This is a genomic window from Nonomuraea sp. KM90, assembly GCF_052246675.1.
In the GTDB taxonomy this organism is placed as follows: Bacteria; Actinomycetota; Actinomycetes; order Streptosporangiales; family Streptosporangiaceae; genus Nonomuraea.
The window spans coordinates 46,050-66,540 of record NZ_JBQQCB010000056.1 but is presented as its reverse complement, the minus strand read 5'-3'; the positions used below and the strand labels follow the sequence as shown (position 1 = coordinate 66,540).

25 protein-coding genes, 1 tRNA gene and 1 pseudogene are annotated in these 20,491 nt (G+C 68.5%); 4 read left to right on the top strand and 23 right to left on the bottom strand.

All coding sequences use genetic code 11. From position 1 onward, the window contains the following. The 5 genes and pseudogenes from ACTWPW_RS37910 to ACTWPW_RS37890 all read right to left on the bottom strand — a co-directional run. Positions 1-658: pseudogene (locus ACTWPW_RS37910) on the bottom strand (DNA-directed RNA polymerase subunit beta); the annotation flags it as partial. Positions 659-1,094: 436 nt separating this feature from the next. Then, on the bottom strand, positions 1,095-1,601 hold the full coding sequence (locus ACTWPW_RS37905; RefSeq protein ID WP_443171494.1) for a hypothetical protein: 507 nt from the start codon (positions 1,599-1,601) through the stop codon (positions 1,095-1,097). Then, positions 1,598-2,098: a hypothetical protein gene (locus ACTWPW_RS37900; protein ID WP_375117055.1), complete on the bottom strand. Its 501-nt coding sequence runs from the start codon at positions 2,096-2,098 to the stop codon at positions 1,598-1,600. Before ACTWPW_RS37900 ends, ACTWPW_RS37905 begins: the two co-directional genes overlap by 4 nt. Positions 2,099-2,610: 512 nt before the next feature. Further along, a complete protein-coding gene (locus ACTWPW_RS37895; RefSeq protein ID WP_364138237.1) occupies positions 2,611-3,612 on the bottom strand; it encodes an ABC transporter ATP-binding protein in 1,002 nt (333 codons plus the stop codon). Between the two features lie 136 nt (positions 3,613-3,748). Further along, complete coding sequence (locus ACTWPW_RS37890; RefSeq protein WP_443171493.1) at positions 3,749-4,306, bottom strand: TetR/AcrR family transcriptional regulator; 558 nt, start codon at positions 4,304-4,306, stop codon at positions 3,749-3,751. 89 nt (positions 4,307-4,395) lie between these two features. Between ACTWPW_RS37890 and ACTWPW_RS37885 the strand changes: the two genes are divergently transcribed. Further along, entirely contained in the window at positions 4,396-4,782 is a 387-nt protein-coding gene (locus tag ACTWPW_RS37885) for a nuclear transport factor 2 family protein (protein ID WP_443171492.1), read from the top strand. On the opposite strand, the gene ACTWPW_RS37880 is transcribed toward ACTWPW_RS37885, so the two are convergent. From ACTWPW_RS37880 to ACTWPW_RS37830, 11 genes are all read right to left on the bottom strand, one after another. Then, the gene (locus tag ACTWPW_RS37880; RefSeq protein ID WP_443171491.1) at positions 4,779-5,231 is read right to left on the bottom strand and encodes an RDD family protein; all 453 of its coding nucleotides are present in this window, start codon (positions 5,229-5,231) and stop codon (positions 4,779-4,781) included. The two genes, ACTWPW_RS37885 and ACTWPW_RS37880, sit on opposite strands and share 4 nt — an antisense overlap. Positions 5,232-5,266: 35 nt before the next feature. Then, complete coding sequence (locus ACTWPW_RS37875) at positions 5,267-5,440, bottom strand: hypothetical protein (RefSeq protein ID WP_443171490.1); 174 nt, start codon at positions 5,438-5,440, stop codon at positions 5,267-5,269. 66 nt (positions 5,441-5,506) lie between these two features. Beyond that, positions 5,507-5,701: a hypothetical protein gene (locus tag ACTWPW_RS37870; RefSeq protein ID WP_443171489.1), complete on the bottom strand. Its 195-nt coding sequence runs from the start codon at positions 5,699-5,701 to the stop codon at positions 5,507-5,509. A gap of 356 nt (positions 5,702-6,057) precedes the next feature. Beyond that, positions 6,058-6,450 (bottom strand): 50S ribosomal protein L7/L12, encoded by a 393-nt coding sequence (gene rplL / locus ACTWPW_RS37865; protein WP_185070580.1) that lies wholly within the window; start codon positions 6,448-6,450, stop codon positions 6,058-6,060. Positions 6,451-6,521: 71 nt separating this feature from the next. After that, positions 6,522-7,046, bottom strand: coding sequence for a 50S ribosomal protein L10 (gene rplJ / locus ACTWPW_RS37860; protein WP_364138252.1), 525 nt, complete (start codon positions 7,044-7,046; stop codon positions 6,522-6,524). 239 nt (positions 7,047-7,285) lie between these two features. Then, positions 7,286-8,107 carry an LppX_LprAFG lipoprotein gene (locus ACTWPW_RS37855; RefSeq protein ID WP_375117049.1) on the bottom strand — a complete coding sequence of 274 codons (822 nt, stop codon included), beginning with the start codon at positions 8,105-8,107 and terminating at the stop codon, positions 7,286-7,288. Between the two features lie 642 nt (positions 8,108-8,749). Further along, positions 8,750-9,469, bottom strand: a complete 720-nt coding sequence (gene rplA / locus ACTWPW_RS37850) for a 50S ribosomal protein L1 (protein WP_364119517.1) — start codon at positions 9,467-9,469, stop codon at positions 8,750-8,752. A 67-nt stretch (positions 9,470-9,536) separates the two neighbouring features. Next, positions 9,537-9,968 (bottom strand): 50S ribosomal protein L11, encoded by a 432-nt coding sequence (rplK, locus tag ACTWPW_RS37845; protein ID WP_138719455.1) that lies wholly within the window; start codon positions 9,966-9,968, stop codon positions 9,537-9,539. A 119-nt stretch (positions 9,969-10,087) separates the two neighbouring features. Next, positions 10,088-10,852: a transcription termination/antitermination protein NusG gene (nusG, locus tag ACTWPW_RS37840; RefSeq protein ID WP_364119519.1), complete on the bottom strand. Its 765-nt coding sequence runs from the start codon at positions 10,850-10,852 to the stop codon at positions 10,088-10,090. Positions 10,853-10,917: 65 nt separating this feature from the next. Further along, positions 10,918-11,163 carry a preprotein translocase subunit SecE gene (secE, locus tag ACTWPW_RS37835; protein ID WP_364119522.1) on the bottom strand — a complete coding sequence of 82 codons (246 nt, stop codon included), beginning with the start codon at positions 11,161-11,163 and terminating at the stop codon, positions 10,918-10,920. Positions 11,164-11,240: 77 nt separating this feature from the next. Continuing rightward, positions 11,241-11,313, bottom strand: a tRNA-Trp gene (locus tag ACTWPW_RS37830). A 168-nt stretch (positions 11,314-11,481) separates the two neighbouring features. Here ACTWPW_RS37830 and ACTWPW_RS37825 point away from each other — a divergent pair. Further along, positions 11,482-12,690: a pyridoxal phosphate-dependent aminotransferase gene (locus ACTWPW_RS37825; protein WP_443171488.1), complete on the top strand. Its 1,209-nt coding sequence runs from the start codon at positions 11,482-11,484 to the stop codon at positions 12,688-12,690. 15 nt (positions 12,691-12,705) lie between these two features. Here the strand turns inward: ACTWPW_RS37825 and ACTWPW_RS37820 are convergent, their stop codons facing one another. Next, the gene (locus ACTWPW_RS37820) at positions 12,706-13,200 is read right to left on the bottom strand and encodes a hypothetical protein (RefSeq protein WP_375117047.1); all 495 of its coding nucleotides are present in this window, start codon (positions 13,198-13,200) and stop codon (positions 12,706-12,708) included. Between the two features lie 43 nt (positions 13,201-13,243). Next, positions 13,244-13,822, bottom strand: coding sequence for a hypothetical protein (locus ACTWPW_RS37815; protein ID WP_375117046.1), 579 nt, complete (start codon positions 13,820-13,822; stop codon positions 13,244-13,246). Between the two features lie 138 nt (positions 13,823-13,960). On the opposite strand from ACTWPW_RS37815, the gene ACTWPW_RS37810 reads away from it, so the two are divergent. Continuing rightward, positions 13,961-14,983 carry an adenosine deaminase gene (locus tag ACTWPW_RS37810; protein WP_375117045.1) on the top strand — a complete coding sequence of 341 codons (1,023 nt, stop codon included), beginning with the start codon at positions 13,961-13,963 and terminating at the stop codon, positions 14,981-14,983. Here ACTWPW_RS37810 and ACTWPW_RS37805 read toward each other — a convergent pair. Next, the gene (locus ACTWPW_RS37805) at positions 14,972-15,856 is read right to left on the bottom strand and encodes a hypothetical protein (protein ID WP_443171487.1); all 885 of its coding nucleotides are present in this window, start codon (positions 15,854-15,856) and stop codon (positions 14,972-14,974) included. The two genes, ACTWPW_RS37810 and ACTWPW_RS37805, sit on opposite strands and share 12 nt — an antisense overlap. Next, entirely contained in the window at positions 15,843-16,382 is a 540-nt protein-coding gene (locus tag ACTWPW_RS37800; RefSeq protein WP_443171486.1) for an RNA polymerase sigma factor, read from the bottom strand. The genes ACTWPW_RS37805 and ACTWPW_RS37800 overlap by 14 nt, the downstream gene beginning before the upstream one ends. 149 nt (positions 16,383-16,531) lie before the next feature. On the opposite strand from ACTWPW_RS37800, the gene ACTWPW_RS37795 reads away from it, so the two are divergent. Continuing rightward, entirely contained in the window at positions 16,532-17,248 is a 717-nt protein-coding gene (locus tag ACTWPW_RS37795; protein WP_443171485.1) for a class I SAM-dependent methyltransferase, read from the top strand. 47 nt (positions 17,249-17,295) lie between these two features. Here ACTWPW_RS37795 and ACTWPW_RS37790 read toward each other — a convergent pair whose 3' ends face one another. From ACTWPW_RS37790 to ACTWPW_RS37780, 3 genes are read right to left on the bottom strand one after another with little or no spacing between them, the layout of a single operon-like run. Then, positions 17,296-18,186, bottom strand: a complete 891-nt coding sequence (locus ACTWPW_RS37790; protein WP_375117042.1) for a carbohydrate ABC transporter permease — start codon at positions 18,184-18,186, stop codon at positions 17,296-17,298. Next, positions 18,186-19,070 carry a carbohydrate ABC transporter permease gene (locus ACTWPW_RS37785; protein ID WP_364119548.1) on the bottom strand — a complete coding sequence of 295 codons (885 nt, stop codon included), beginning with the start codon at positions 19,068-19,070 and terminating at the stop codon, positions 18,186-18,188. The genes ACTWPW_RS37790 and ACTWPW_RS37785 overlap by 1 nt, the downstream gene beginning before the upstream one ends. Positions 19,071-19,130: 60 nt before the next feature. Further along, positions 19,131-20,402 (bottom strand): extracellular solute-binding protein, encoded by a 1,272-nt coding sequence (locus ACTWPW_RS37780; RefSeq protein WP_443171484.1) that lies wholly within the window; start codon positions 20,400-20,402, stop codon positions 19,131-19,133. Between the last annotated feature and the right edge of the window lie 89 nt (positions 20,403-20,491).

Here is a 20,491-nt window from a genome sequence, read left to right as displayed (position 1 = left end):
GCACGGTGACGGCCTGCTTGCGCTTGCGGTCGATGCGCACACCGACGCTGTCGCGCTTGTCGATCTCGAACTCGAGCCAGGCACCCCTGGACGGGATGACCTTGCAGCCGTAGAGGTCCTTGTCGGACGTCTTGTCGACATTGCGTTCGAAGTAGACGCCGGGCGAACGGACCAGCTGCGAGACCACGACACGCTCGGTGCCGTTGATGATGAACGTGCCCTTCGGCGTCATGAGCGGGAAATCGCCCATGAACACCGTCTGGCTCTTGATCTCACCGGTGGTGTTATTGATGAACTCCGCCGTCACGAACATCGGGGCGGAGAAGGTCATGTCCTTCTCTTTGCACTCATCTACGGAGTACTTCGGCGGCTCGAACCGGTGATCGCGGAACGACAAGGACATAGTCCCCGAGAAGTCCTCGATAGGACTGATCTCTTCGAAGATCTCTTCGAGACCCGACTGGGTCGGGACGTCCTTGCGCCCGGCCTGGCGAGCCGCCTCTACCCGGGCCTTCCACTTCTCGTTGCCGAGCAACCAGTCGAAGGACTCGGTCTGCAGGGCGAGAAGGTCAGGAACTTCGAGAGGCTCCTGGATACGCGCGAAAGAGACGCGACGGGGACCAGCGGGTACGGCGGAGGCGTTGCGCGAGGCTGCCAACAGATGTCCTTCCGAGGGCTCGCGGCGGACTGACTACACGCACGCCAGACAACCTCGCAACGTGAGCAAGCATCGCGGGTCGTCAAAGGGCAGCGCAAAGGGGCAGTGTAGCCGAACGGCACACGCCTGTCCACTTCGCCCTCGCTGCATGCTCCACGTTGGTCGCAGCATCGCCCGTTCAGGCGGAAACGTCAAGCCCGCGAGCCCGACTTTTAGCCGACTCAGGGCCCGGACGCTGGGTTTTCTCCCCTGTGTGACTGATCGCCTACCGCCAGGCCCAAGACGATACCCGCGAACGGGGGCGGTTAACGCTCTGTCACACCGGGGGGCGAACCCATGCCGACAACCGGTGTAGCTGTGACTGGGTTACCCCTATCAAAGGCTTCGCTAAACCTGATTTTTGGTAACAATTGAAGGAAGCGGCACGCCCGTGATCTCAGGGCCCCCCGGCGGTCCCCAGGAGAGTGGACAGGGCCGCCACCAGCCAGCGCGAGTCTTGCCGCACCATGACGAACCTGGCCCGGTTGTAGGAGAACTCGTTCCTCAACCCTTCTTTACCGGGGATCTCCTTGACCGTACCAGTGTTCACGAAGAGCAGAACCTCTACCCGGTCGGGCTCGGCGCGCTCGACCCCGGCCCCCGCGATGGACACGGTCTGCACGATCTTCTGCTCCCTGGCTCTCGACGCCAGGGTCGTGCTCAGCTCCTTGTAGTGCTTGGTCAGCTCTCCCGTGGTGAACGTCGCGGCCCGTGCCAGGTCCTCCTCGACCGTCCGGTAGTCGTACGAGAGCAGGTCGGGCGCGACCTTCTTGGCCGCGGCCACGGCCTCCGCCCCGGCCGCGTCGGCGTCGCGCAGGTCCCGCAGGTTGAACCACATGGTCGGCACCAGCACCCCCGCCACCACGACGAGGATGCCGAGCAGCGCGATCGTGAAGGTCCTCACTGCACCTGCACCACCTTCGACACCAGCCAGAGACCGCCGACCTTGCTCACGTCCATCTGCCATCGGTAGTAGCGGTCCTCGGGCGGGCTCTTGGAGCCGTCCCAGCGGATCTCCACATCGGCCACGACCAGCACCTTCGCCGAGGTCCCCGTCATCGAGACCAGCCCTGTCGCGCGCAGCACGCCGTGCTGGACGACCTTGTTCTCGACGGTGGTGGACTTGAGCTTGCCGGCGTTGGTCGTGTACTCGGTCTTCGCCACCCCGGTGGAGGTGTCGAGGATGCGCCGCAGATCGGTGTCGACGGTCCGGTAGTCGAGCGAGACCAGGTTCTTCGCGTGGGTCCCCGCGGCCAGGAGCGCGGCCTGCTTGTCGCCTGCCCTGCCCTGCTCGTCGCGCGCCTGCGCGGCGATCCACGTGCCGGTGCCGACGAGCGCCGCCAGCACCCCGCTGAGCGCCGCGATCAGGATGCGAGCGGGCCGAACAGCGAGTACTGCCACGTCTGCTCACCCCTCTCCCGGCTGGTCGCTGCCGGATCATAACGCGACACCCACTCCCGAAGTCCGCGATTCGACGGAGCCGGTTGGGCAGGCGGCGCGGTTGCGGGCCGCACTCACTCCGGTCCCGCCGTCGCGAGGCTCCCCGCAGCAGGCCGGGGCGCCGGGGGTCATGTCCTGCGGGTGGCGCCTGCGTACGCGCTCGTACCCGCGGCGGCCGGTTGCGGTCGCGGGTGCGGGCGAGGACGTCCGACAGGCCGCGGGAACCCTTCCGGAAGGAATCGGTCAAGGCAGCCAGATCTCCCGCAAATGCCTTCAGATGGCCCTCAGAGGCCCGCTGAGCGCCCAGCACGGCCTTCCCCTGACTCAGACCGCCACGGTCTCGGGAAGCACCTCCTCGGCCTTTCCGAGCAGCGCGCCGCTCACCTCGGCCGGCCGCACCCCGTTGGCTCCGGACGCCTTCTCCAGCTCGGCCAGTGGCGCGCGAGAGGGGCCCGGCCCGCTTCCACCGGCTGCTAGGCGATGCCGTGGAGGTGGGCGTTGACCAGGCGGGGATATTCCTCCAGCCAGTTGCGGCCGCGCTCGTCCACGAAGGACCCCTGCGGCGGGATCACCCCGTTGGCCGCCAGCCAGGTGCCCGGCGGCTGCTGGGTGCGGCGCATCCGGTTGCCGGTCGGCATGAGCTGCGGCGGGATCGGCGGCAGCGCCCCGGGGTCGTGCCCCATCTGCGCCTCGGCCTCCAGCTCGGAGACGTCCTTCTCCTCCGACATGCCGATGGGGCCGTGTTTCCTGGCGTTCAGGAACTGCCGCACCGCCGGCTCGTCGCTCGACAGCAACATCTCACGCGGGCCGAACATCACCAGCTCCCGCCGGAACAACATCCCGATGCTGTCGGGCACCGTGCGGGCGGTGTTGATGTCGTGCGTCACGATCAGGAACGTCGCCTCGATCTCGGTGTTGAGATCGACGATGAGCTGGTTGAGCAGCGCGGTGCGGACCGGGTCGAGACCGGAGTCGGGCTCGTCGAACAGGATGATCTCCGGGTCCAGCACCAGCGCCCTGGCCAGTCCGGCCCGCTTGCGCATGCCGCCGGAGATCTCCCCCGGCAGCTTGGTCTCGGCGCCCAGCAGGCCGACGAGCTCCATCTTCTCCATGACGATCTGGCGGATCTGGGTCTCGCTCTTCCTGGTGTGCTCGCGCAGCGGGAAGGCGATGTTGTCGAACAGGTTGAGCGAGCCGAACAGGGCGCCGTCCTGGAACAGCACGCCGAAGAGGCGGCGCAGCTCGTAGAGCTTGCTCTCGCTGCAGTTGGCCAGGTCGTAGCCGTCGATCCAGATGTGCCCGCGGTCGGGCCTGAGCAGGCCCACCAGGGTCTTGAGGAAGACCGACTTGCCGGTGCCCGAGGGGCCGAGCAGCACCGAGATCTCCCCCGCGGGGAGCGTGAGCGAGACGTCCTCCCAGATGACCTGCCGACCGAACGACTTGGTCAACCCGTCGACCACGACTTCGACGCCCACTGGCCACCTTCCCGATCGCAGGGAGTACTCAGGGGATAACGTGCCGCAAACTTTACTTCGACATTGCCCTCACCGTAACGACGTACCGGCGAATGGGAACCGGATCCCGGACCTTGTTACCGGGCGGTTATGAGACTTACTGTCCAGTAAGGGCGCGGAGGCTGGGGCGGAGCAGGCGGGCGAGCTCCTCCTGCGGCACCCCGCGGAGCTCGTCGAGCTCCAGGAGCTGGTGGCCCACGGTCACGCCGAGCATGACCAGCGTCATCAGCGCCGCGCGCAACCGCGCGTCGTCGCCGGGCAACGTCTCGGCGAGCCGGTCGATCTGCTTGCCCAGCACCAGCCGGGCCGACGTCGCGGCCTCGGGGTGGGTGAGCATCGAGCGCATCATGGCCAGCGAGCTCTGCGGCAGCTCGCCCATCTTCACGGTGAGCGTGCCGAGCAGGTGCTCGACCACCTCGTCCGGGTCCAGTTCCCCGCCGGAGGGCAGCGTCACGCGTACGGCCTGCTGGAACAGCTCCTGCTTGCTCCCGAAGTACTGCATCACGAGGGCCGGGTCGACCCCGGCCGCCTTGGCGATGCCCCTGATGGTGGCGCGCTCGTATCCCACGTCGGCGAAGAGCGACCTGGCCGCGTCGAGGATCCTCCCCTCGGTCCTGCGCCGCCTCTCGGCCCGCGGAAGCACCTTGTCAGCCACGAGCCGACTCTACATGCGTTGACCGACTCGCCGGTTTCGCTCTACGCTCGTTGAGTCAACACTCGTTGAGTGAAATGAGGGGACGTTTCATGTCCATCGAAGAGATCGTCTCGGGCTACCACGCGGCCATGGTCCACAAGTCGCCCGACGAGCTGGCCGAGCTCTACGCGGAGGACGGGCTGCACGAGTTCCCGTTCGGGGGGCTGCCTGCGTACCAGGGGAAGGAGGAGGTCCGCGCGGGGTACCGCAAGATGTGGGGCGCGACCCCGTTCGAGGTCGAGGAGGTACGCCGGCTGGCGCTGCACCGGACGGAGGACCCCGAGGTCGTGGTGGTGGAGCAGGACACGATCGTCGCGGTGGGCGACCGGCGGATCACCGTCCCCAGCCTCGCCGTGCTCCGGATCAGAGACGGCCGGATCATCCACAACCGGGACTACATGGACACCAGAGCCGTCGCCGAGGTGCGGGCGGGCTAGGCGCCCGGCTTCTCGGGCACGTTCACGACGACGGTGTTCGCGCAGAGGTCGTGGTAACACCGCCTCTTGTGGTCCCAGAACAGGTGCTGGCCGTCGAGCAGCCCGACGAACCAGCCCACCACCGGGATCATCGGGACGAAGACGAAGAAGCCGGCACGGATGGCGGACGCCCGCAGCGACGGCGGGCGTCCCGTGGCCGGCGCGACCACCATGATCCTGAACAGCCGTTTGCCGATCGTCTGCCCGTAGCGGGCGTGCAGCAGCCAGAAGTAGAGGAAGTTGAGGATCAGGAAGACCAGGTCGTCCGCGTCTTTCGTCACCGCCTCCACCGCCTGCTCGATGGGCCACGCGAGCAGCCCGCACACGAGGAGGTCGACGACGATGGCGAATAACCGCGCGGACCGGGGGGCGATCCATAAGCGGACGGCGTGGGGGGTGGAGTCGATCATTCGGCGATTGTCCCGCTTCCCGAGGAGTGCCCCGCTCAGGACCGGATGAGATCGAAGACCGTGGTGCCGCCGACCGTGGTGGCGGTGAACGTCTCCTGCACCCAGGCAGCGATCTCGGCCGCGTCGTCGCTGCCGCCCGCGCTCTGCCAGGCGCCTCCCATCCCGGTGCGGGCCGCCTGTCCCGAGCTGGCCCACCAGGAACCCTCCACCGGACGGCCTCCCGAACTCCCACCGGTGGAGGGCCCAGCAGTCGGGATGGCCCCCGTGGGCGGCGACTACGCCGTGTCCACGGCGTACGCCGCCGGTCCCGCCAGGCACACGACCAGGGCGACCGCCACCACGGCGGGCACCCGCCGGGTGAGGAGCATCGCCGGCGCGGCCCCCAGCACGGCCGCACCCAGCCACGGGTTCCAGTCGGCGCTGCGCGACAACAACGCGCAGGACCACACGGCCATGCTCGCCACGACCACGGCCGACAGCCTGTGCCGCCCGCCGCTCCCGGAGCACCGCCGCGCCCATGCCCACCAGCGCCGCGATGGCCGGGGCCAGGGCCACGGTGTAGTAGGCGTGGTAGATCCCCCGCATCAGGCCGAAGACCAGCCCCGTCACGACCAACCGGCTCCCCCACCCACAGCGCGGCGCGTACGGGATCGGTCCGCTGGGCACGCCGATTGGCGACCCGATGAGACGAGCGTGAGAAACTCCGAGCCACCGGCACCGGCGCTCGGCCGCCCATGGCCCCGGAACGCGAAAAGAGGCGGGCACACCCGGCACCAGGGTGTATCCGCCTCTTTCCGAAGAGCTCTTGCGTGAAGCGAAGGGGAAGTTACTTCACGGTCACGGTGGCGCCGGCGCCCTCGAGGGCAGCCTTGGCCTTCTCCGCCTGCTCCTTGTTGACCTTGCCGTCGAAGACCGGCTTGGGAGCGCCGTCCACCAGGTCCTTGGCCTCCTTGAGGCCCAGGGACGTGAGGGCGCGGATCTCCTTGATGACCTGGATCTTCTTGTCGCCGGCGGCCTCGAGGATGACGTCGAACTCGTCCTGCTCCTCAACGGCGGCGGCCTCGCCACCACCAGCGGCGGCGGGGGCGGCGGCAACCGCGACGGGGGCGGCGGCCTTGACGTCGAAGACCTCTTCGAACTGCTTCACGAACTCGGACAGCTCGAGGAGGGTCATCTCCTTGAACGCGTCGAGCAGCTCGTCGGTGCTGAGCTTCGCCATGATGGTTTCCTTACGTTTAGGACTTGCTGAAAACTAGGAACGGGACCGCGGTAGTTGCGGCAACCCCCGTGTTACTCGCCAGCCTCGTCGCGCTTGGCGCGCAGGGCGTCGGCCAGCTGAGCCATCTGCGTGGGCAGAGCGGCGAACATCGCTGCGGCAGCGCTCTGCTTCGCCTTCATGGCACCGGCAAGCTTCGCGAGGAGGACCTCGCGGGACTCGAGGTCGGCGAGCTTGGTGATCTCGGAGGCGTCGAGCGTCTTGCCGTCGAGGACGCCGCCCTTGATCACCAGAAGGGGATTGGCCTTGGCGAAGTCACGCAGACCCTTGGCCGCCTCGACAACGTCTCCGTTGACGAAGGCGATCGCGGTCGGACCGGCGAGCAGGCTGTCGAGGCCCGCAAGACCGGCCTCGTTGGCCGCGATCTTGGTCAGGGTGTTCTTCGCCACGGCGAACTTCGCATTCCCACCGAGAGAGACACGCAGCTCCTTGAGCTGCGCAACGGTGAGACCGCGGTACTCGGTCAGAACGGCGGCGGCGCTGCCTTCGAACTCACGCTTGAGCTCGGCAACCGCTGTCGCCTTATCCGCCCTCGCCATGGGCCTCCTTCCAGATGTGCCACCGGCGAAGGGCCCCAGAAATGAGAACAGCCCCGAGCGCAGGGCGCACGGGGCTCGCACACACGGATCAAACCATGTGGGAAACTCGCATCACACCTGCGCGGGCCGTCCACTTGACGTGGAACCTTCGGTCGCCAGGCTTTGAGGCACCTGACGACGACCGGCGGTCTTTGGCAACGACCAGACTACGTCCTGGCCGCCGAGTTTCCAAATCGTTCTCAGTTGGTCGTGCCCTTGGGCAGCTCTCCCACCTGGTCAGCGGGCGGGGCCTGGATGTTGACGGCCTCGTTGAAGTCCTTGAAGAACAGGGTGGCGTCGAGCGTGGCGCCCTCCTTGGAGCCGTTCAGCGCGAGCTTGCGCGGCAGCCCGTCGGCGGCCACCCAGATGTCGAACTTGACGTCCTTCAGCTCAGCCAGGCCCTGGCGCGCCTGCTCCTGCTTGTCGGCGGGCAACTGCTGCACGGCCGCCTCCACGGGGAAGGTGCCGCTGTAGTGAGTCGTGTCCTCGCCGTTGACACTCTCGTTGCCGACGGACTTCACGTCCTGCGAGGCCGTGACCAGCTTGGTCATGTTGCCGAGATCGAACTGCTGGATCTGGCCGAGGTACTGGTCCACCTGCGCGGAGTCGCCCATCTCGCTCAGCGTGAACTTCATCCACGGCTTGGTGGCGCCCATGAGCTCCTTGAGGGCCTCCACCTTCACGTAGACGGTGTCGCCCTGCAGCACGGCACGTACGCCACCCGGCAGGCTGCGCCCGCCCATGTCGACGGTGTCGAGCGTGACGTCGGCGGCGAGCTGGGGCTTGCTCTGGTAGAGCATGCGACCCTGCACCTTGCCGGCGCCCTCTTGCGGGTGCGTCACGTTCACCACGGCGTCCACCGTGTAGCTGGTGACCTCCGCGGTCTTCTGCGCGGCCTGCGCGAGTACTTCGGAGGCGGCCAGGTTGACCTGGATGGGCTGGGCGTTCGATCCGCAACCGGCGACCGCCGCCACAACGAGCGCGGCACCGGCCGCGGCCATACTTATCGTGCGCTTCAGCATGTCTTGACCCTACTTTTAGGTATCCGCGCTGTGGCGTCTTCCCCTCATAAATAGGGGAAAACCCAGGGTTAACCCTCACACCCCATGCACAATTCCCACACAACCATCGGCGCTGCCCCCTGTCCCTGCCCCCACCCAAGGCCCCGAACCGGCTCGGGGTGGGGTTCGGTCCAGGGCTGGGGCGGCATGCGGGCGCGGGCATGCGGGTCGCCATGCGGTCCGGTACGGCGGTCGGCACGCGGTTCCCGATCCGGCGGACGCGCGACCGCGGCGCGGTACGACGGACCGGCAGGCTGGGACGGTCTCCGACGCCACACCCGTGGACGGGACGAGCGGCCGGGCTAACGCGGGCACCGCAGGCGCGGCGGACGCGTGGCTGGGCGGCCCTGAGGGCGCGGCAGAGGCCTGGGCAGGCCGGCGAATGGGCGGCACCGGGTGACGGCCACACGGGCGCTCAGGCACACGCTGAGCACGCGGACAATGCGTTACCCGCCCCAACGACCGGGACACCCACGCGACCCGCAGGCGCGCGCGGAAATCGTGGAGGCAGGTGGGGCGCATGGAGCAGGTGGAGACGTACCGGAAAGCCAAAGCGCCCCTGCCCGGTGAACGGGCAGGGGCGCGGAAGGCTTCCGAGGAAGCTCAGCCCTCCAGCTCGGCCGTGAGGCCGCGGGTGACGTTGGGGTCGACCGGGACGCCCGGGCCCATCGTCGTGGAGAAGGTGACCTTCTTCAGGTAGCGGCCCTTGGCGGCCGACGGCTTGAGACGCAGCACCTCGTCCAGGGCGGCGGCGTAGTTCTCGATGAGCTGGCGCTCGCCGAACGACGTCTTGCCGATGATGAAGTGCAGGTTGGCCTGCCGGTCCGTACGGAACTCGATCTTGCCGCCCTTGATCTCCGTCACGGCCTTGGCGACGTCGGGCGTCACGGTGCCGGTCTTCGGGTTGGGCATGAGGCCACGGGGACCGAGCACGCGGCCGAGCCGGCCGACCTTGCCCATCAGGTCGGGCGTGGCCACCACGGCGTCGAACTCGTTGAGCCGGTTGCCCTTGGCGATCTCGTCGATCAGCTCGTCGGCGCCGACGATGTCGGCGCCCGCCTCGCGGGCCGCCTCGGCACGGTCACCGGTCGCGAAGACCAGGACCCGGGCGGTCTTACCGGTGCCGTGCGGGAGGTTGACCGTGCCGCGCACGATCTGGTCGGCCTTGCGAGGGTCGACGCCGAGCCGGAGGGCGACCTCCACGGTGGCGTCGAACTTGGTGGTCGACGTCTCCTTGGCCAGCTTCGCCGCCTCGACGGGCGTGTAGAGCTTGTCGCGGTCTACTTTGGCGGCGGCGTCTTTGTGCGCCTTGCTGCGCTGCATTTCTTGACTCCTTGTGGTGTGCGGGCCCGTCTCGAGGACGGCCCTCCCACGACTTCTGGGAAAGGTCTTACTCGGCGACGGTGATGCCCATCGACCGGGCGGTGCCGGCGATGATCTTCTCGGCCGCCTCGATGTCGTTGGCGTTGAGGTCGGGCATCTTCGTCTCGGCGATGCTGCGCAGCTGCTCGCGGCTGAGCTTGCCCACCTTGTCGCGGTGCGGGACCGCACTGCCCTTGTCGAGACCCAGGGCCTTCTTGATCAGCTCGGGCGCCGGCGGCGTCTTCGTGATGAAGGTGAAGCTGCGGTCTTCGAAAATGGTGATCTCAACGGGGATGATGTTGCCCCGCTGGGACTCCGTCGCAGCGTTGTACTGCTTGACGAAGTCCATGATGTTGACGCCGTGGGGACCGAGGGCGGTACCCACCGGCGGCGCCGGAGTGGCCTGGCCAGCGGGAAGCTGGACCTTCACCAGTGCGGCGATTTTCTTCTTCGGAGGCATTTGTCCTTCTCCGGGTCCTGATTGCGGTGCCGTCAGGTCCGCGGATGCGGCCCTGACATGTCGGAAGGCCGCCCTTCGCGCAAGGCGGCCAGCCGAACGTCTAAGTGTATGTGATCGTCTTAGATCTTCGAGACCTGGTTGAACGAGAGCTCCACCGGAGTCTCGCGGCCGAAGATCGACACGAGCACCTTGAGCTTCTGCGACTCGGGGCTGATCTCGCTCACCGAGGCGGGCAGCGTGGCGAACGGGCCGTCCATGACCGTGACGGACTCGCCGATCTCGAACTCGACCGTCGGGCCGGTGGCCGTCTTGGCCGTGGCCTTCTTGGTCTCCTCGGTCGGCTCCGGCGCCAGCAGCTTGGCGACCTCGTCGAGGCTGAGCGGGCTCGGCTTGTTGGACAGGCCCACGAAGCCGGTCACGCCGGGCGTGTTGCGCACGGCGGCCCAGGACTCGTCGGTCAGCTCCATGCGCACCAGCACGTAGCCGGGCAGCACACGCTCCTTGACCGGCACCTTCTTGCCGCTCTTGAACTCCTGGACGGTGTGCGTCGGCACCTCGACCTGGTAGATGTAGTCCTCCATGTTGAGCGACACGTTGCGGCTCTCGATGTTGGACTTCACGCGGTTCTCGTAACCGGCGTAGGAGTGGATGACGTACCACTCGCCGGGAAGGCCGCGCAGCGAGCTCTTGAACTCCTCGACGGGGTCGACGTCGGGAAGAACCGAACCGTCCTCGACGGCAGCGGCCTCGACATCGGCCACCTCGTCGCTCTCCTCGACCTCGGCCTCCTCGAGAGCCGCCTCGGCGGACTCCTCGGTGGCCTCTTCCAGCTCGTCGCCCCACTCGTCGCGGGACTCGTCCGCCGGAACTGAAGACTCGGACACGGTGACTCTTCCTCTTTCGTGGTATCGAATGGCGACTCCGTCAGGCGATCCCGGCGGTGTCTCGGTCAGGATCCGCCGAAGACGCGGAGGACCACCCATCCCAGGGCACTGTCGAGCCCGTACACGATAGCAACCATGATCAGAACGAATATCAGAACGACCGTGGTGTAGGTGATGAGATCCTTGCGTGTCGGCCAGATGACCTTACGAAGCTCGTTGACGACCTGCCGGTAGAAGAGGGCAGGAGACGTACGCGTCTTCTTCTCGCCACTAGGCTTGTCTGCGGTCTCGCCGCGCGTGTCGATCGCCACAGTCCTCACCTGATCCGTCGTATCCAACGCAGTCTTGCGGCGCGCTTACACGCCTAGTATTGCGCGGACCGCACTCGCAGGGCACGAGGGACTCGAACCCCCAACCGCCGGTTTTGGAGACCGGTGCGCTACCAATTGCGCCAGTGCCCTATGTCGTTGACCAGACTACCCTGATCGACTCACTGCCTGGACCGAACCGCTCGCCGACATGCGGCGGAAGGACCAGGCGAAAGCATACGGGGGATTGCCCGGTACGTCGAACCAAAACCTGATCGCCCAGGTCATGACCGCGTGGGAGTCACATGGGAGCATGGACACATGTCCACTCGACCCCGCATCTCCGCCAGAATTTCCGCGATTTCCGAGTCCGCCACGCTCGCCGTGGACGCCAAGGCGAAGGCGATGAAGGCGGCCGGACGCCCCGTCATCGGCTTCGGCGCGGGAGAGCCCGACTTCCCGACGCCGGGCTACATCGTCGAGGCCGCGATCGAGGCCGCCCGCGACCCCCGCTTCCACAAGTACACGCCGGCCGGCGGTCTCCCCGAGCTCAAGCAGGCGATCGCGGCCAAGACCCGGCGCGACTCCGGCTACGCGGCCGAGGCGTCGCAGGTGCTGGTCACCAACGGCGGCAAGCAGGCGGTCTACGAGGCGTTCGCGACGCTGCTCGACCCGGGCGACGAGGTCCTGGTCGTGGCCCCCTACTGGACGACCTACCCCGAGGCGATCAAGCTGGCCGGCGGCGTGCAGGTCGACGTCGTGACCGACGAGTCCACCGGCTACCTGGCGAGCGTCGAGCAGCTCGAGGCCGCGCGCACCGAGCGGACGAAGGTGCTGCTGTTCGTCTCGCCGTCCAACCCGACGGGCGCCGTCTACTCCCGTGACGAGACGGTGGCGATCGGCCGCTGGGCGGCCGAGCACGGCCTCTGGGTGGTCACCGACGAGATCTACGAGCACCTGGTGTACGCCGGCGCCGAGTTCACCAGCATCGCCACGGCCGTCCCCGAGCTGGGCGACCGGGTCGTCATCCTCAACGGCGTGGCCAAGACCTACGCGATGACCGGCTGGCGCGTGGGCTGGCTGATCGGCCCGGCCGACGTGGTGAAGGCCGCGACCAACCTGCAGTCCCACGCCACCTCCAACGTCTCCAACGTGGCCCAGATGGCGGCGCTGGCGGCGGTGTCCGGCGACCTGTCGGCGGCGGCGGAGATGCGCACGGCGTTCGACCGGCGCAGGCAGACGATGGTCCGGATGCTCAACGAGATCCCGGGCGTGTTCTGCCCCGAGCCGAAGGGGGCGTTCTACGCGTACCCGACGGTCAAGGAGCTGATCGGCAAGGAGCTGCGCGGCAGGCGGCCTCGGTCGTCCAGTGAGCTGGCGGAGCTGATCCTGGAGGAGGCCGAGGTCGCGGTGGTGCCGGGCGAGGCCTTCGGCACGGCGGGCTACTTCCGGCTGTCCTACGCGCTGGGTGACGAGGACCTGGCGGAGGGCGTCAGCCGGCTGGGCAAGCTGCTCTCCGAGGCCCGCTGACAGCGGGGTCAGGGCTCAGCCCAAGGTGATGCCGTCCGCGATCTGCCTGATCTCGGTGGTGAGGCCGGGGGTCGCGGCGACGTAGACGGCGGTGCCCGGCCGCTCCAGCCACATGAAGTTGCGCACGCCCGTACGCGTGGTCCAGTGCAGCGCCGGCTTGCCCTCGTACACGGTCAGCGTCGACCTGGCCACCAGCGTGACGAACTGGTCGGCCGTGCGCACGCCGCACACGACGCCGACGTACAGGCGCTCGTCGTTGTCGCCCCAGATCCGTCCCCTGACCTTGAGCGGCCGCCGGAGCGAGTCGAGCCGGGCGAACGAACCCTCGCGGTCGAGGCCGGGCAGCGTGGCCGGCACCAGCACCTTGGTGCCGCCGCAGGACAGCGGGGCCGTGCTCTTGCGGGTGACGACCGGTTTGGGCGGCGGGGTGGCCGTGGACGGCAGGGCTTCGCCACCACCGCCGCACGCCGTGAGCGTGCACACGAGGAGCACCGCTGCCAGCCGCCGCATCGACCCTCCCCTTGACATGTGCGGATAACCAGGGAAAAGGCTCTCAGTCTCCTACACGATTCTTGACGGAGGCGGCAATTGCCACGAGTTCCCCGCCGAGCGAATCGCTGACCCTGATCCACGCGCCGGTCCCGGCGCGTTCTAGCCAGACGATCGCCCTTCCGCCGCCCGGATGTCTCCCGACCACGGCGGGCCTGCCGCGCACAGTGGTGGCGCGGGCGTTCAGCAGGGTGGCCCGCTTGCGGTAGCCGTCCCAGTCAGCGGCCACCGTACCGTGCTCCACCTGGGCTTCGACAAATCTGTCCGCCGAGCCGAACCAGGCCCAGCCGCCCTCGACCCCGGGGCGACGCTCGATGGCTCCCCCGCCGCCGCGGTCGAGGCCGTCGGGCAGGTACGTGAGCCAGAGGTCGTCGGAGATCACCGCGAGCGTGGCGACGGCGGCCACGGCGACGGCCGGCGGGCTGGCGACCGGCACGGGCGGGGGCGCCGCCCCCGTGTGGCGCGGCGGACGCCCGAACCCGGACGAGAAGAGCGCGTAGATGATGAGGGCCGTCAATCCGAACGCGAGCCCCGCGAGCGCCGCGCGCCATCCCTGGCCGATCTCGTACCCCTCAGGGATCATGCATCCTTGATCCCCCATCCGGCCTCGTCCGTACCGCGACTTTCACTCGGCCGGACGGACGCCTTCCGCGATCTTGTCACGGATCGCCGCGTCGACGACGCGGGAACCCGCCCGGAGGTTGAGTGGCAAGATATGCGAATGCCACGGCCTCTACACGCGCTTCCCAAGGCCCATCTTCACCTGCACTTCACCGGCTCGATGCGGCACGCGACACTGATCGAGCTGGCCAGGGAACAAGGGCTGCACCTGCCCGACGCGCTGGAAGAGGACTGGCCGCCCAAGTTGCGGGCCACCGACGAGCGTGGCTGGTTCAGGTTCCAGCGGCTGTACGACATCGCCAGGTCCGTGCTGACCCGCCCCGAATACGTCTACCGGCTCATGCGCGAGACCGCGGAGGACGAGGTCGCGGCCGGGTCGCGGTGGCTGGAGATCCAGGTGGACCCCTCGGGGTACGCGCAGCGCTTCGGCGGGCTGACGGCCACGCTGGAGCTGGTCCTCGACGCGGTGGACCAGGCCGCCCGGCACGCCGGGGTCGGCATCGCCGTGGTCGTGGCGGCCAACAGGACCCGCCATCCGCTCGACGCGAACACGCTGGCCAGGCTCGCCACCCAGTACGCCGGCAAGGGCGTGGTCGGCTTCGGGCTGTCCAACGACGAGCGGCGCGGCGCGGCCAGGGACTTCGAGCGGGCCTTCCGGATCGCCAAGCGGGGCGGGCTGCTGTCCGTGCCGCACGGGGGCGAGTTGCTGGGCCCGCGCAGCGTGGCGCAGTGCGTGGACGACCTGGGGGCCGACCGGGTGGGGCACGGGGTGCGCGCGGCGGAGGACGCCTGGCTGATGCAGCGGCTGGCCGACCGGCAGGTCTGCTGCGAGATCTGTCCCACCTCGAACGTGGGCCTGGGGGTGGCCGAGCGGGCGGCGGACGTGCCGGTGCGCAGGTTGTTCGACGCGGGGGTGCCGATCGCGCTGGGGGCCGACGACCCGTTGTTGTTCGGCACCCGGCTGCTGCGGCAGTACGAGCTGGCCCGGGAGTGCTACGGGTTCAGCGACGCGGAGGTGGCCGAGCTGGCCCGGCAGTCCGTACGGTCGTCCACGGCCCCGGAGTCGGTGCGGAAGGATCTGCTCAAGGGCGTGGACGACTGGCTCACGAGCTCACCGGAGTGACTCGGCCACCCGGACGGCCTCCCGCACGGAGCCCGCGCCTTCCAGGCGGTAGTTGAGCGTGCCCTGCTGCCAGATGAGCGTGGGGGCGGCCTGGCGCAGGGGGACCTCCGTACCGTCCTGGCGGGGGATGTAGCCGAGCGGGTGCGCCCCCGGGATCCACCAGGCGTCGTCGCCGTTCACCAGCGTGTGGCCGGGGAAGGGCGGGCCGAGCTTCTTGAAGAAGAACGGCCGTACGGCGCCGTCGAACTGGTCGAGCCTGATGCCGCCCGGCCAGAACATCGACACCACCCGGCCGCGGTCGGCGACCGTGACGCGTTGCGGGTCGCCCAGGGCGGACGGGATCCGCACCTGGAACCTCACCTCGTTCGGCAGGTCGTCCAGCGTCACGGGGTGCTCGCCCGGGATGGGGGTCGGGGTGGTGATCGGCGGGGGTGTCTCGTCGCCGATCCTGAGCTCGACCCCGGCGAACCGCAGGATCTGCGCCACGGCGGCGCGGCCCTGGGGGGTGGCGGCGGTCACGGTGACCACGGCCACGACCACGGCCGCCACGATCGCCCACCGGGTCCGGCGCCGCCGCCCGTCCCGCCTTCCCGGCGCCCGGGAGTCGCGGCGCGAGGGCGGGCGAACGGGCCCGGTGACCGGACCGTGCGCCGGATCGGGCGTCGGATCGGGCGTCGGATCGGGCGTCGGATCGGGCGTCGGATCGGGCGTCGGGTAATGCGCTGGATCCGGGGCCGGATTGGGGGCGGCGGCTTCGAGGCGGGCGCGGACGGTGGCGGCGACGTCGGCAGGGGGTGGGGTGGGGACGTCGAGGAGGTCGCCGAGTGCCAGGAGTTCGGCCTCGAGGTCGTCGAAGGGCTCACGCGAGTTCATTGCCCACCTCCTCCCTCAGCCGGGCCAGCCCCCGATGGGTGCTGGACTTGACGGTCCCGACGGGCCAGTCGAGCACCTGCGCGGTTTCCGCTTCGCTCAGTTGTAAGAAGTACCGGCAGACGACCGCCTGGCGTTCCCGCTCGGGCAGCCCGCGTACGGCCGCCAGCAGGCGCGAGCGCCGGTCGGTGGCGACGGCGGCGCCCTCCGGGTCGTCCGGGGCCCGCGTGTCGGCGATGGCGCCCAGGCGCAGCGTGAGCTCGGACCTGCGCCCCCGCGACCGGGTCAGGTTGTGGGTCTCGTTGGCGACGATGCGCAGCAGCCACGGCCGGAAGGACGATTTGCGGCGGAAGCTCGACAGGTGGCGGAAGGCCTTGACGAACGCCTCCTGCACCACGTCCTCGGCCTCGTTCCCCGCCCCCAGCATGGCGGCGGTACGGTGGGCGAGCGCGCTGTAGCGGGCGACCAGCACCTCGTAGGCGGCCAGGTCACCGTCGAGCGAGCGGCCGATCGCCTCGTCGTCGTCCATGACGAGTCAGATTCCATCCCATCCGGGGCTTTCCGGGGAAGGGTGTTTCGCTGATCGTGTCATCTTCATGACCGGCCGGGGCATTAGACTCGGGCAATCCATGAGCCCCTTGAAGGAACGGGATTATGTCTTCTGGGTATGACCGTGTAGTGCAACCGGCGGCCGGTGACGAGGCCCTGGAGAACCACCTGGGTGGGGACGAGGCCAAGAACTACCGGCAGTACGAGTTCGACATGGTCGCCCCGCATGTCGGCCGCTCGATGCTGGAGATCGGCTCGGGGCTGGGCCACTTCGCCGAGCAGTTCCTGCCGCGCCTCGACCGGCTGGTCGTGAGCGACTTCGACCCCTACTGCGTCGAGCAGCTGGAGAAGCGCTTCGCCGACCGCGACGACATCAGCGTCCTGCAGTTCGGGCTGCCGACGAACATCCCGCTCGAGGACAAGGTCGACACCGTCGTCATGATGAACGTCCTGGAGCACATCGAGGACGACGCCGAGGCCCTGCGCTCGCTGGCGCGCGTCACGCTGCCGGGCGGGCGGATCATCATCTGGGTGCCCGGCTACATGCAGCTTTATGGGGACTTCGACCGCAAGGTGGGTCACGTCCAGCGCTACACGCCCAAGACGCTGGGCACCGCGGTGGCCAAGGCCGGGCTCGACGTCGAGGTGCTCAAGCCGATCAACTTCCTGGGCGGCATCGCCTGGTGGGCGGCCGTGCGCAGGGGCGGCGTGGGCTACCCGGACCCGAGGCTGGTCAAGATCTACGACCGTACGGTGGTGCCGCTGACGCGGCTCATCGAGCGGTTCGTCCGGCCGCCGTTCGGCCAGACCGTGTTCTGCGTGGCCCGGGTCCCGAAGCAGCGGTAACGCGCCCGGGGGCCGCCCCAAGGGTTGGCGGGGCGGCCCCCGGCGGGCTACTTGATGGAGCCGGCGGTCAGGCCGCCGACCACCTTCCGCTCGATCAGGGCGAACAGGATGATCACCGGGATGGTGGCGATCACCGAACCGGCGAACAGGTTCTGCCAGTCCACCTGGTACTGCCCGATGAACGAGTTGAGTGCCACCGGGAGCGGCTGGTTCTCCGTCGTCGTGGTCAGGGTCAGCGCGACCACGAACTCGTTCCAGGCGGCGATGAACGTGAAGATCAGTGCGGTGATGACGCCGGGCATGGCCAGCGGCAGCGTGATCCGGAACAGCGCGCCGAAGCGCCCGTTCCCGTCGATGAACGCCGCCTCCTCCAGCTCGCGCGGGATCGACGAGAAGTACGCGTTCAGGATCCACACCGCGAACGCCAGGTTGAACCCGCCGTTGACCAGGATCAGCGCCCAGATCGAGTCCACCAGCCCGAACTGGAAGAACTCGCGGTAGATGCCGACCACCATGGCCGTGGGCTGGAACATCTGGGTGATCAGCACGAGGATCAGGAACGCGGTGCGGCCCCTGAAGTTGTGCCGGGCCGAGTAGTACGCCGCGGGCAGCGCCACCAGCAGCACGAGCACCGTCGAGCCCGCCGCCACCTTGATCGTCACCCACAGGTTCCCGGCCAGGCCGCTGCCCCAGAAGTTGGCCAGGTTCGACCAGACCCACTCCTCGGGCCAGAACGTCACGTCGCGCAGCGAGTCCTGGGAGCGCAGCGAGGTCAGCAGCATGACCACGTACGGGAACAGGAAGAGGAACGCGATGACGTACGCGCTGGCGGCGATGAGGACGGTCTTGAGCCTCGGCATCGCGCGCGCGGCGGCACCGCGCCGCTGCCGGGCGTGATGGTGCGGCTTGACCTGCGGTGGCATCGTCTTGACGGCCATCACGCCACCTCCTTGTTCCACCGCGACACCTTGAGGAAGACCAGGGTGAGCACGATCACCATGCCGAAGTTCACGACGGACATGGCGGCCGATTCGCCGATGTCGGAGCCCTTGAGGATGTACATGAGGATCGTCGAGGTGGCCGTCGAGTAGCCCGGCTGGCCGTGGGTCATCGCCCAGATGATGGGGAAGCTGTTGAAGACGTTCATGACGTTGATCAGGGCCGCCACGGTGAGCGCGGGGCGCAGCAGCGGCAGCGTGATCGACCAGTACGTCCGCAGCCGTCCGGCCCCGTCCATCCTGGCGGCCTCGTACACGTCGGACGGGATCGTGGCCAGCCCGGCCAGCAGCGCGTACGTCGTGAACGGCACCGACACGAACACCGCGACGAACACCAGCCACGGCATGGCGGTGGAGGCGTCACCGAGCTGGTCGGCGGCGGCCCCGCCCATCGCGTCGATCAGCCCGAGCTTCAGCCGGATCTGGTTGATCACGCCGACCTCGGGGTCGAGCATCCACTTGAAGATGATCGCCGTCATCAGCACCGAGGCGGCCCACGGCGCGATCAGCGCCCACCGGGCCACCTTGCGCAGCGGGAAGCGCTGGTTGAACAGCTGGGCCAGGGCCAGCGAGATCAGCACGGTGAGCGCGACGACCGCGACCACCCAGATCACGCTGCGGACCATGACGTCGGCGAAGTCCTGCTCGGCGAAGAGCTTCTCGTAGTTCGCGAACCCGTTGTATCCGCGCACCACGCCCAGCCGGCTGATCTCCAGGAACGAAGACCTGATCATCTCGACCACGGGCCAGAGCACGACCAGCGCGATCAGCACGATGGCGGGCCCGACCCAGGCGAGGGGTTCGAGGGCGCGCAACCTTCTCATGACATACCTTTCCAGGACGGTACGGCCGGTGGGCGCCGGCCGTACCCGAGTCCCGCTGGATCAGCCGGCCGCTTCGGCGGTCTTCTGCAGCTCACCGAGGACCTTGGCCGGGTCTTCCTTGACGGCCCCGCCGATGGTCTGCTTGATCGCCGGGTTCACTTCGGCCCACTTGGGGTCCTGGAAGGGGTAGAAGCTGGCGTTGGGCAGGGCGTCGAGGAACGGCTTGAGCTTCTCGTCGCTCGACAGCTTCTGGATGCCGCCGTTGGTGACGGGCAGCAGCTTGTACGTGTCGGAGATCTTCGTCGCGGCGTTGCCGGTGTAGAAGAAGTCGAAGAACTTCTTGATCTCGGCGGCGTGGCCGTTCTTGTTGAACGCCATGATCCAGTCCATGACGCCGAGCGTGGTGTCGAGCGGGCCGGCCTTGCCGGGGATGGGCACGACGCCGTAGTTCTTCAGGCCGGCCGCGTCGAAGATCGGGATCGACATGGGGCCGCCGTTGACCATGCCGACCTTGCCGGCGCCGAAGTCCTCCCAGACCGTCTTGCGGTCCTTGGTGCCCGGGTTCGGGGTGGTCAGGCCGGCGTCGACCAGGCCCTTCAGGTAGGTGAAGGTCTCCACGTTCTGGGCCGAGTTGATCGCCCACTTGCCGGAGGCGTCCTTGTAGCCGCCGCCGTTGCCCAGCATCCACAGGAACGACTCGGCCTGGGCCTCCTCCTGGCCGAGCGGCAGGCCGAACGGCTGCGTCACGCCGGCCGCCTTCAGCTTCTCGGCGGCCGCCTTGAGCTCGTCCCACGTCTTGGGCGCCTCGGCGACGCCGGCCTTCTCGAACAGGTCCTTGTTGTAGAACAGGGCGCGGGCGGAGGAGACGAACGGGATGCCGTACGCGGCGCCGTCCACCTTCCCGAACTCGGCGAACTTCTGCAGCATGTCGCCGGAGACGTTCGGGGACAGGACCTCGTCCACCTTGTGGAGCAGGCCGTCCTTGACGAAGCCGGAGTAGTCGCCGGTCTGCAGGATGTCGGGCACCTGGCCGTTCTGGACCATGGTGGCGACCTGCTTGTCGATGTCGTTCCAGTTGATGACCTGGACCTCGACCTTGATATTCGGGTTGGCCGCCTGGAACTCGTCCACGACGCCCTTCCAGAACGTCTCACCGGAGTTCGGCTTGCCGGGGCCGTCGCCGTAGTCGGCGGCGACCATCTTCAGCGTGACCTGGCCGCCGCTGGACGCCTGGGTGTCGCCTCCGCCGCCGGAGCCGCCCGACCCGCAGCTGGACAGGACCAGCATCGTGGCAAGGCCGAGAGCGGCGCCGCCCACAAGCTTGATGTTCACTGGAGATACCGCCTTCTCGTCGGACGGGCCGGGCTGGTCCGTACCAGCCAGCGGACCCAGCCCTGGGGGATGAGGCGCGCGCGAGTCAG

Bases quoted from the DNA above. Each gene is read 5' to 3' on its own strand.
- ACTWPW_RS37885 (WP_443171492.1), top strand. From the start codon at position 4,396: ATGTCCATCGAAGAGATCGTCTCGGGCTACCACGCGGCCATGGTCCAC.
- ACTWPW_RS37880 (WP_443171491.1), bottom strand. From the start codon at position 5,231: ATGATCGACTCCACCCCCCACGCCGTCCGCTTATGGATCGCCCCCCGG.
- rplL (WP_185070580.1), bottom strand. From the start codon at position 6,450: ATGGCGAAGCTCAGCACCGACGAGCTGCTCGACGCGTTCAAGGAGATG.
- rplJ (WP_364138252.1), bottom strand. From the start codon at position 7,046: ATGGCGAGGGCGGATAAGGCGACAGCGGTTGCCGAGCTCAAGCGTGAG.
- ACTWPW_RS37855 (WP_375117049.1), bottom strand. From the start codon at position 8,107: ATGCTGAAGCGCACGATAAGTATGGCCGCGGCCGGTGCCGCGCTCGTT.
- rplA (WP_364119517.1), bottom strand. From the start codon at position 9,469: ATGCAGCGCAGCAAGGCGCACAAAGACGCCGCCGCCAAAGTAGACCGC.
- rplK (WP_138719455.1), bottom strand. From the start codon at position 9,968: ATGCCTCCGAAGAAGAAAATCGCCGCACTGGTGAAGGTCCAGCTTCCC.
- ACTWPW_RS37825 (WP_443171488.1), top strand. From the start codon at position 11,482: ATGTCCACTCGACCCCGCATCTCCGCCAGAATTTCCGCGATTTCCGAG.
- ACTWPW_RS37820 (WP_375117047.1), bottom strand. From the start codon at position 13,200: ATGCGGCGGCTGGCAGCGGTGCTCCTCGTGTGCACGCTCACGGCGTGC.
- ACTWPW_RS37815 (WP_375117046.1), bottom strand. From the start codon at position 13,822: ATGATCCCTGAGGGGTACGAGATCGGCCAGGGATGGCGCGCGGCGCTC.
- ACTWPW_RS37810 (WP_375117045.1), top strand. From the start codon at position 13,961: ATGCCACGGCCTCTACACGCGCTTCCCAAGGCCCATCTTCACCTGCAC.
- ACTWPW_RS37805 (WP_443171487.1), bottom strand. From the start codon at position 15,856: ATGAACTCGCGTGAGCCCTTCGACGACCTCGAGGCCGAACTCCTGGCA.
- ACTWPW_RS37800 (WP_443171486.1), bottom strand. From the start codon at position 16,382: ATGGACGACGACGAGGCGATCGGCCGCTCGCTCGACGGTGACCTGGCC.
- ACTWPW_RS37790 (WP_375117042.1), bottom strand. From the start codon at position 18,186: ATGGCCGTCAAGACGATGCCACCGCAGGTCAAGCCGCACCATCACGCC.
- ACTWPW_RS37785 (WP_364119548.1), bottom strand. From the start codon at position 19,070: ATGAGAAGGTTGCGCGCCCTCGAACCCCTCGCCTGGGTCGGGCCCGCC.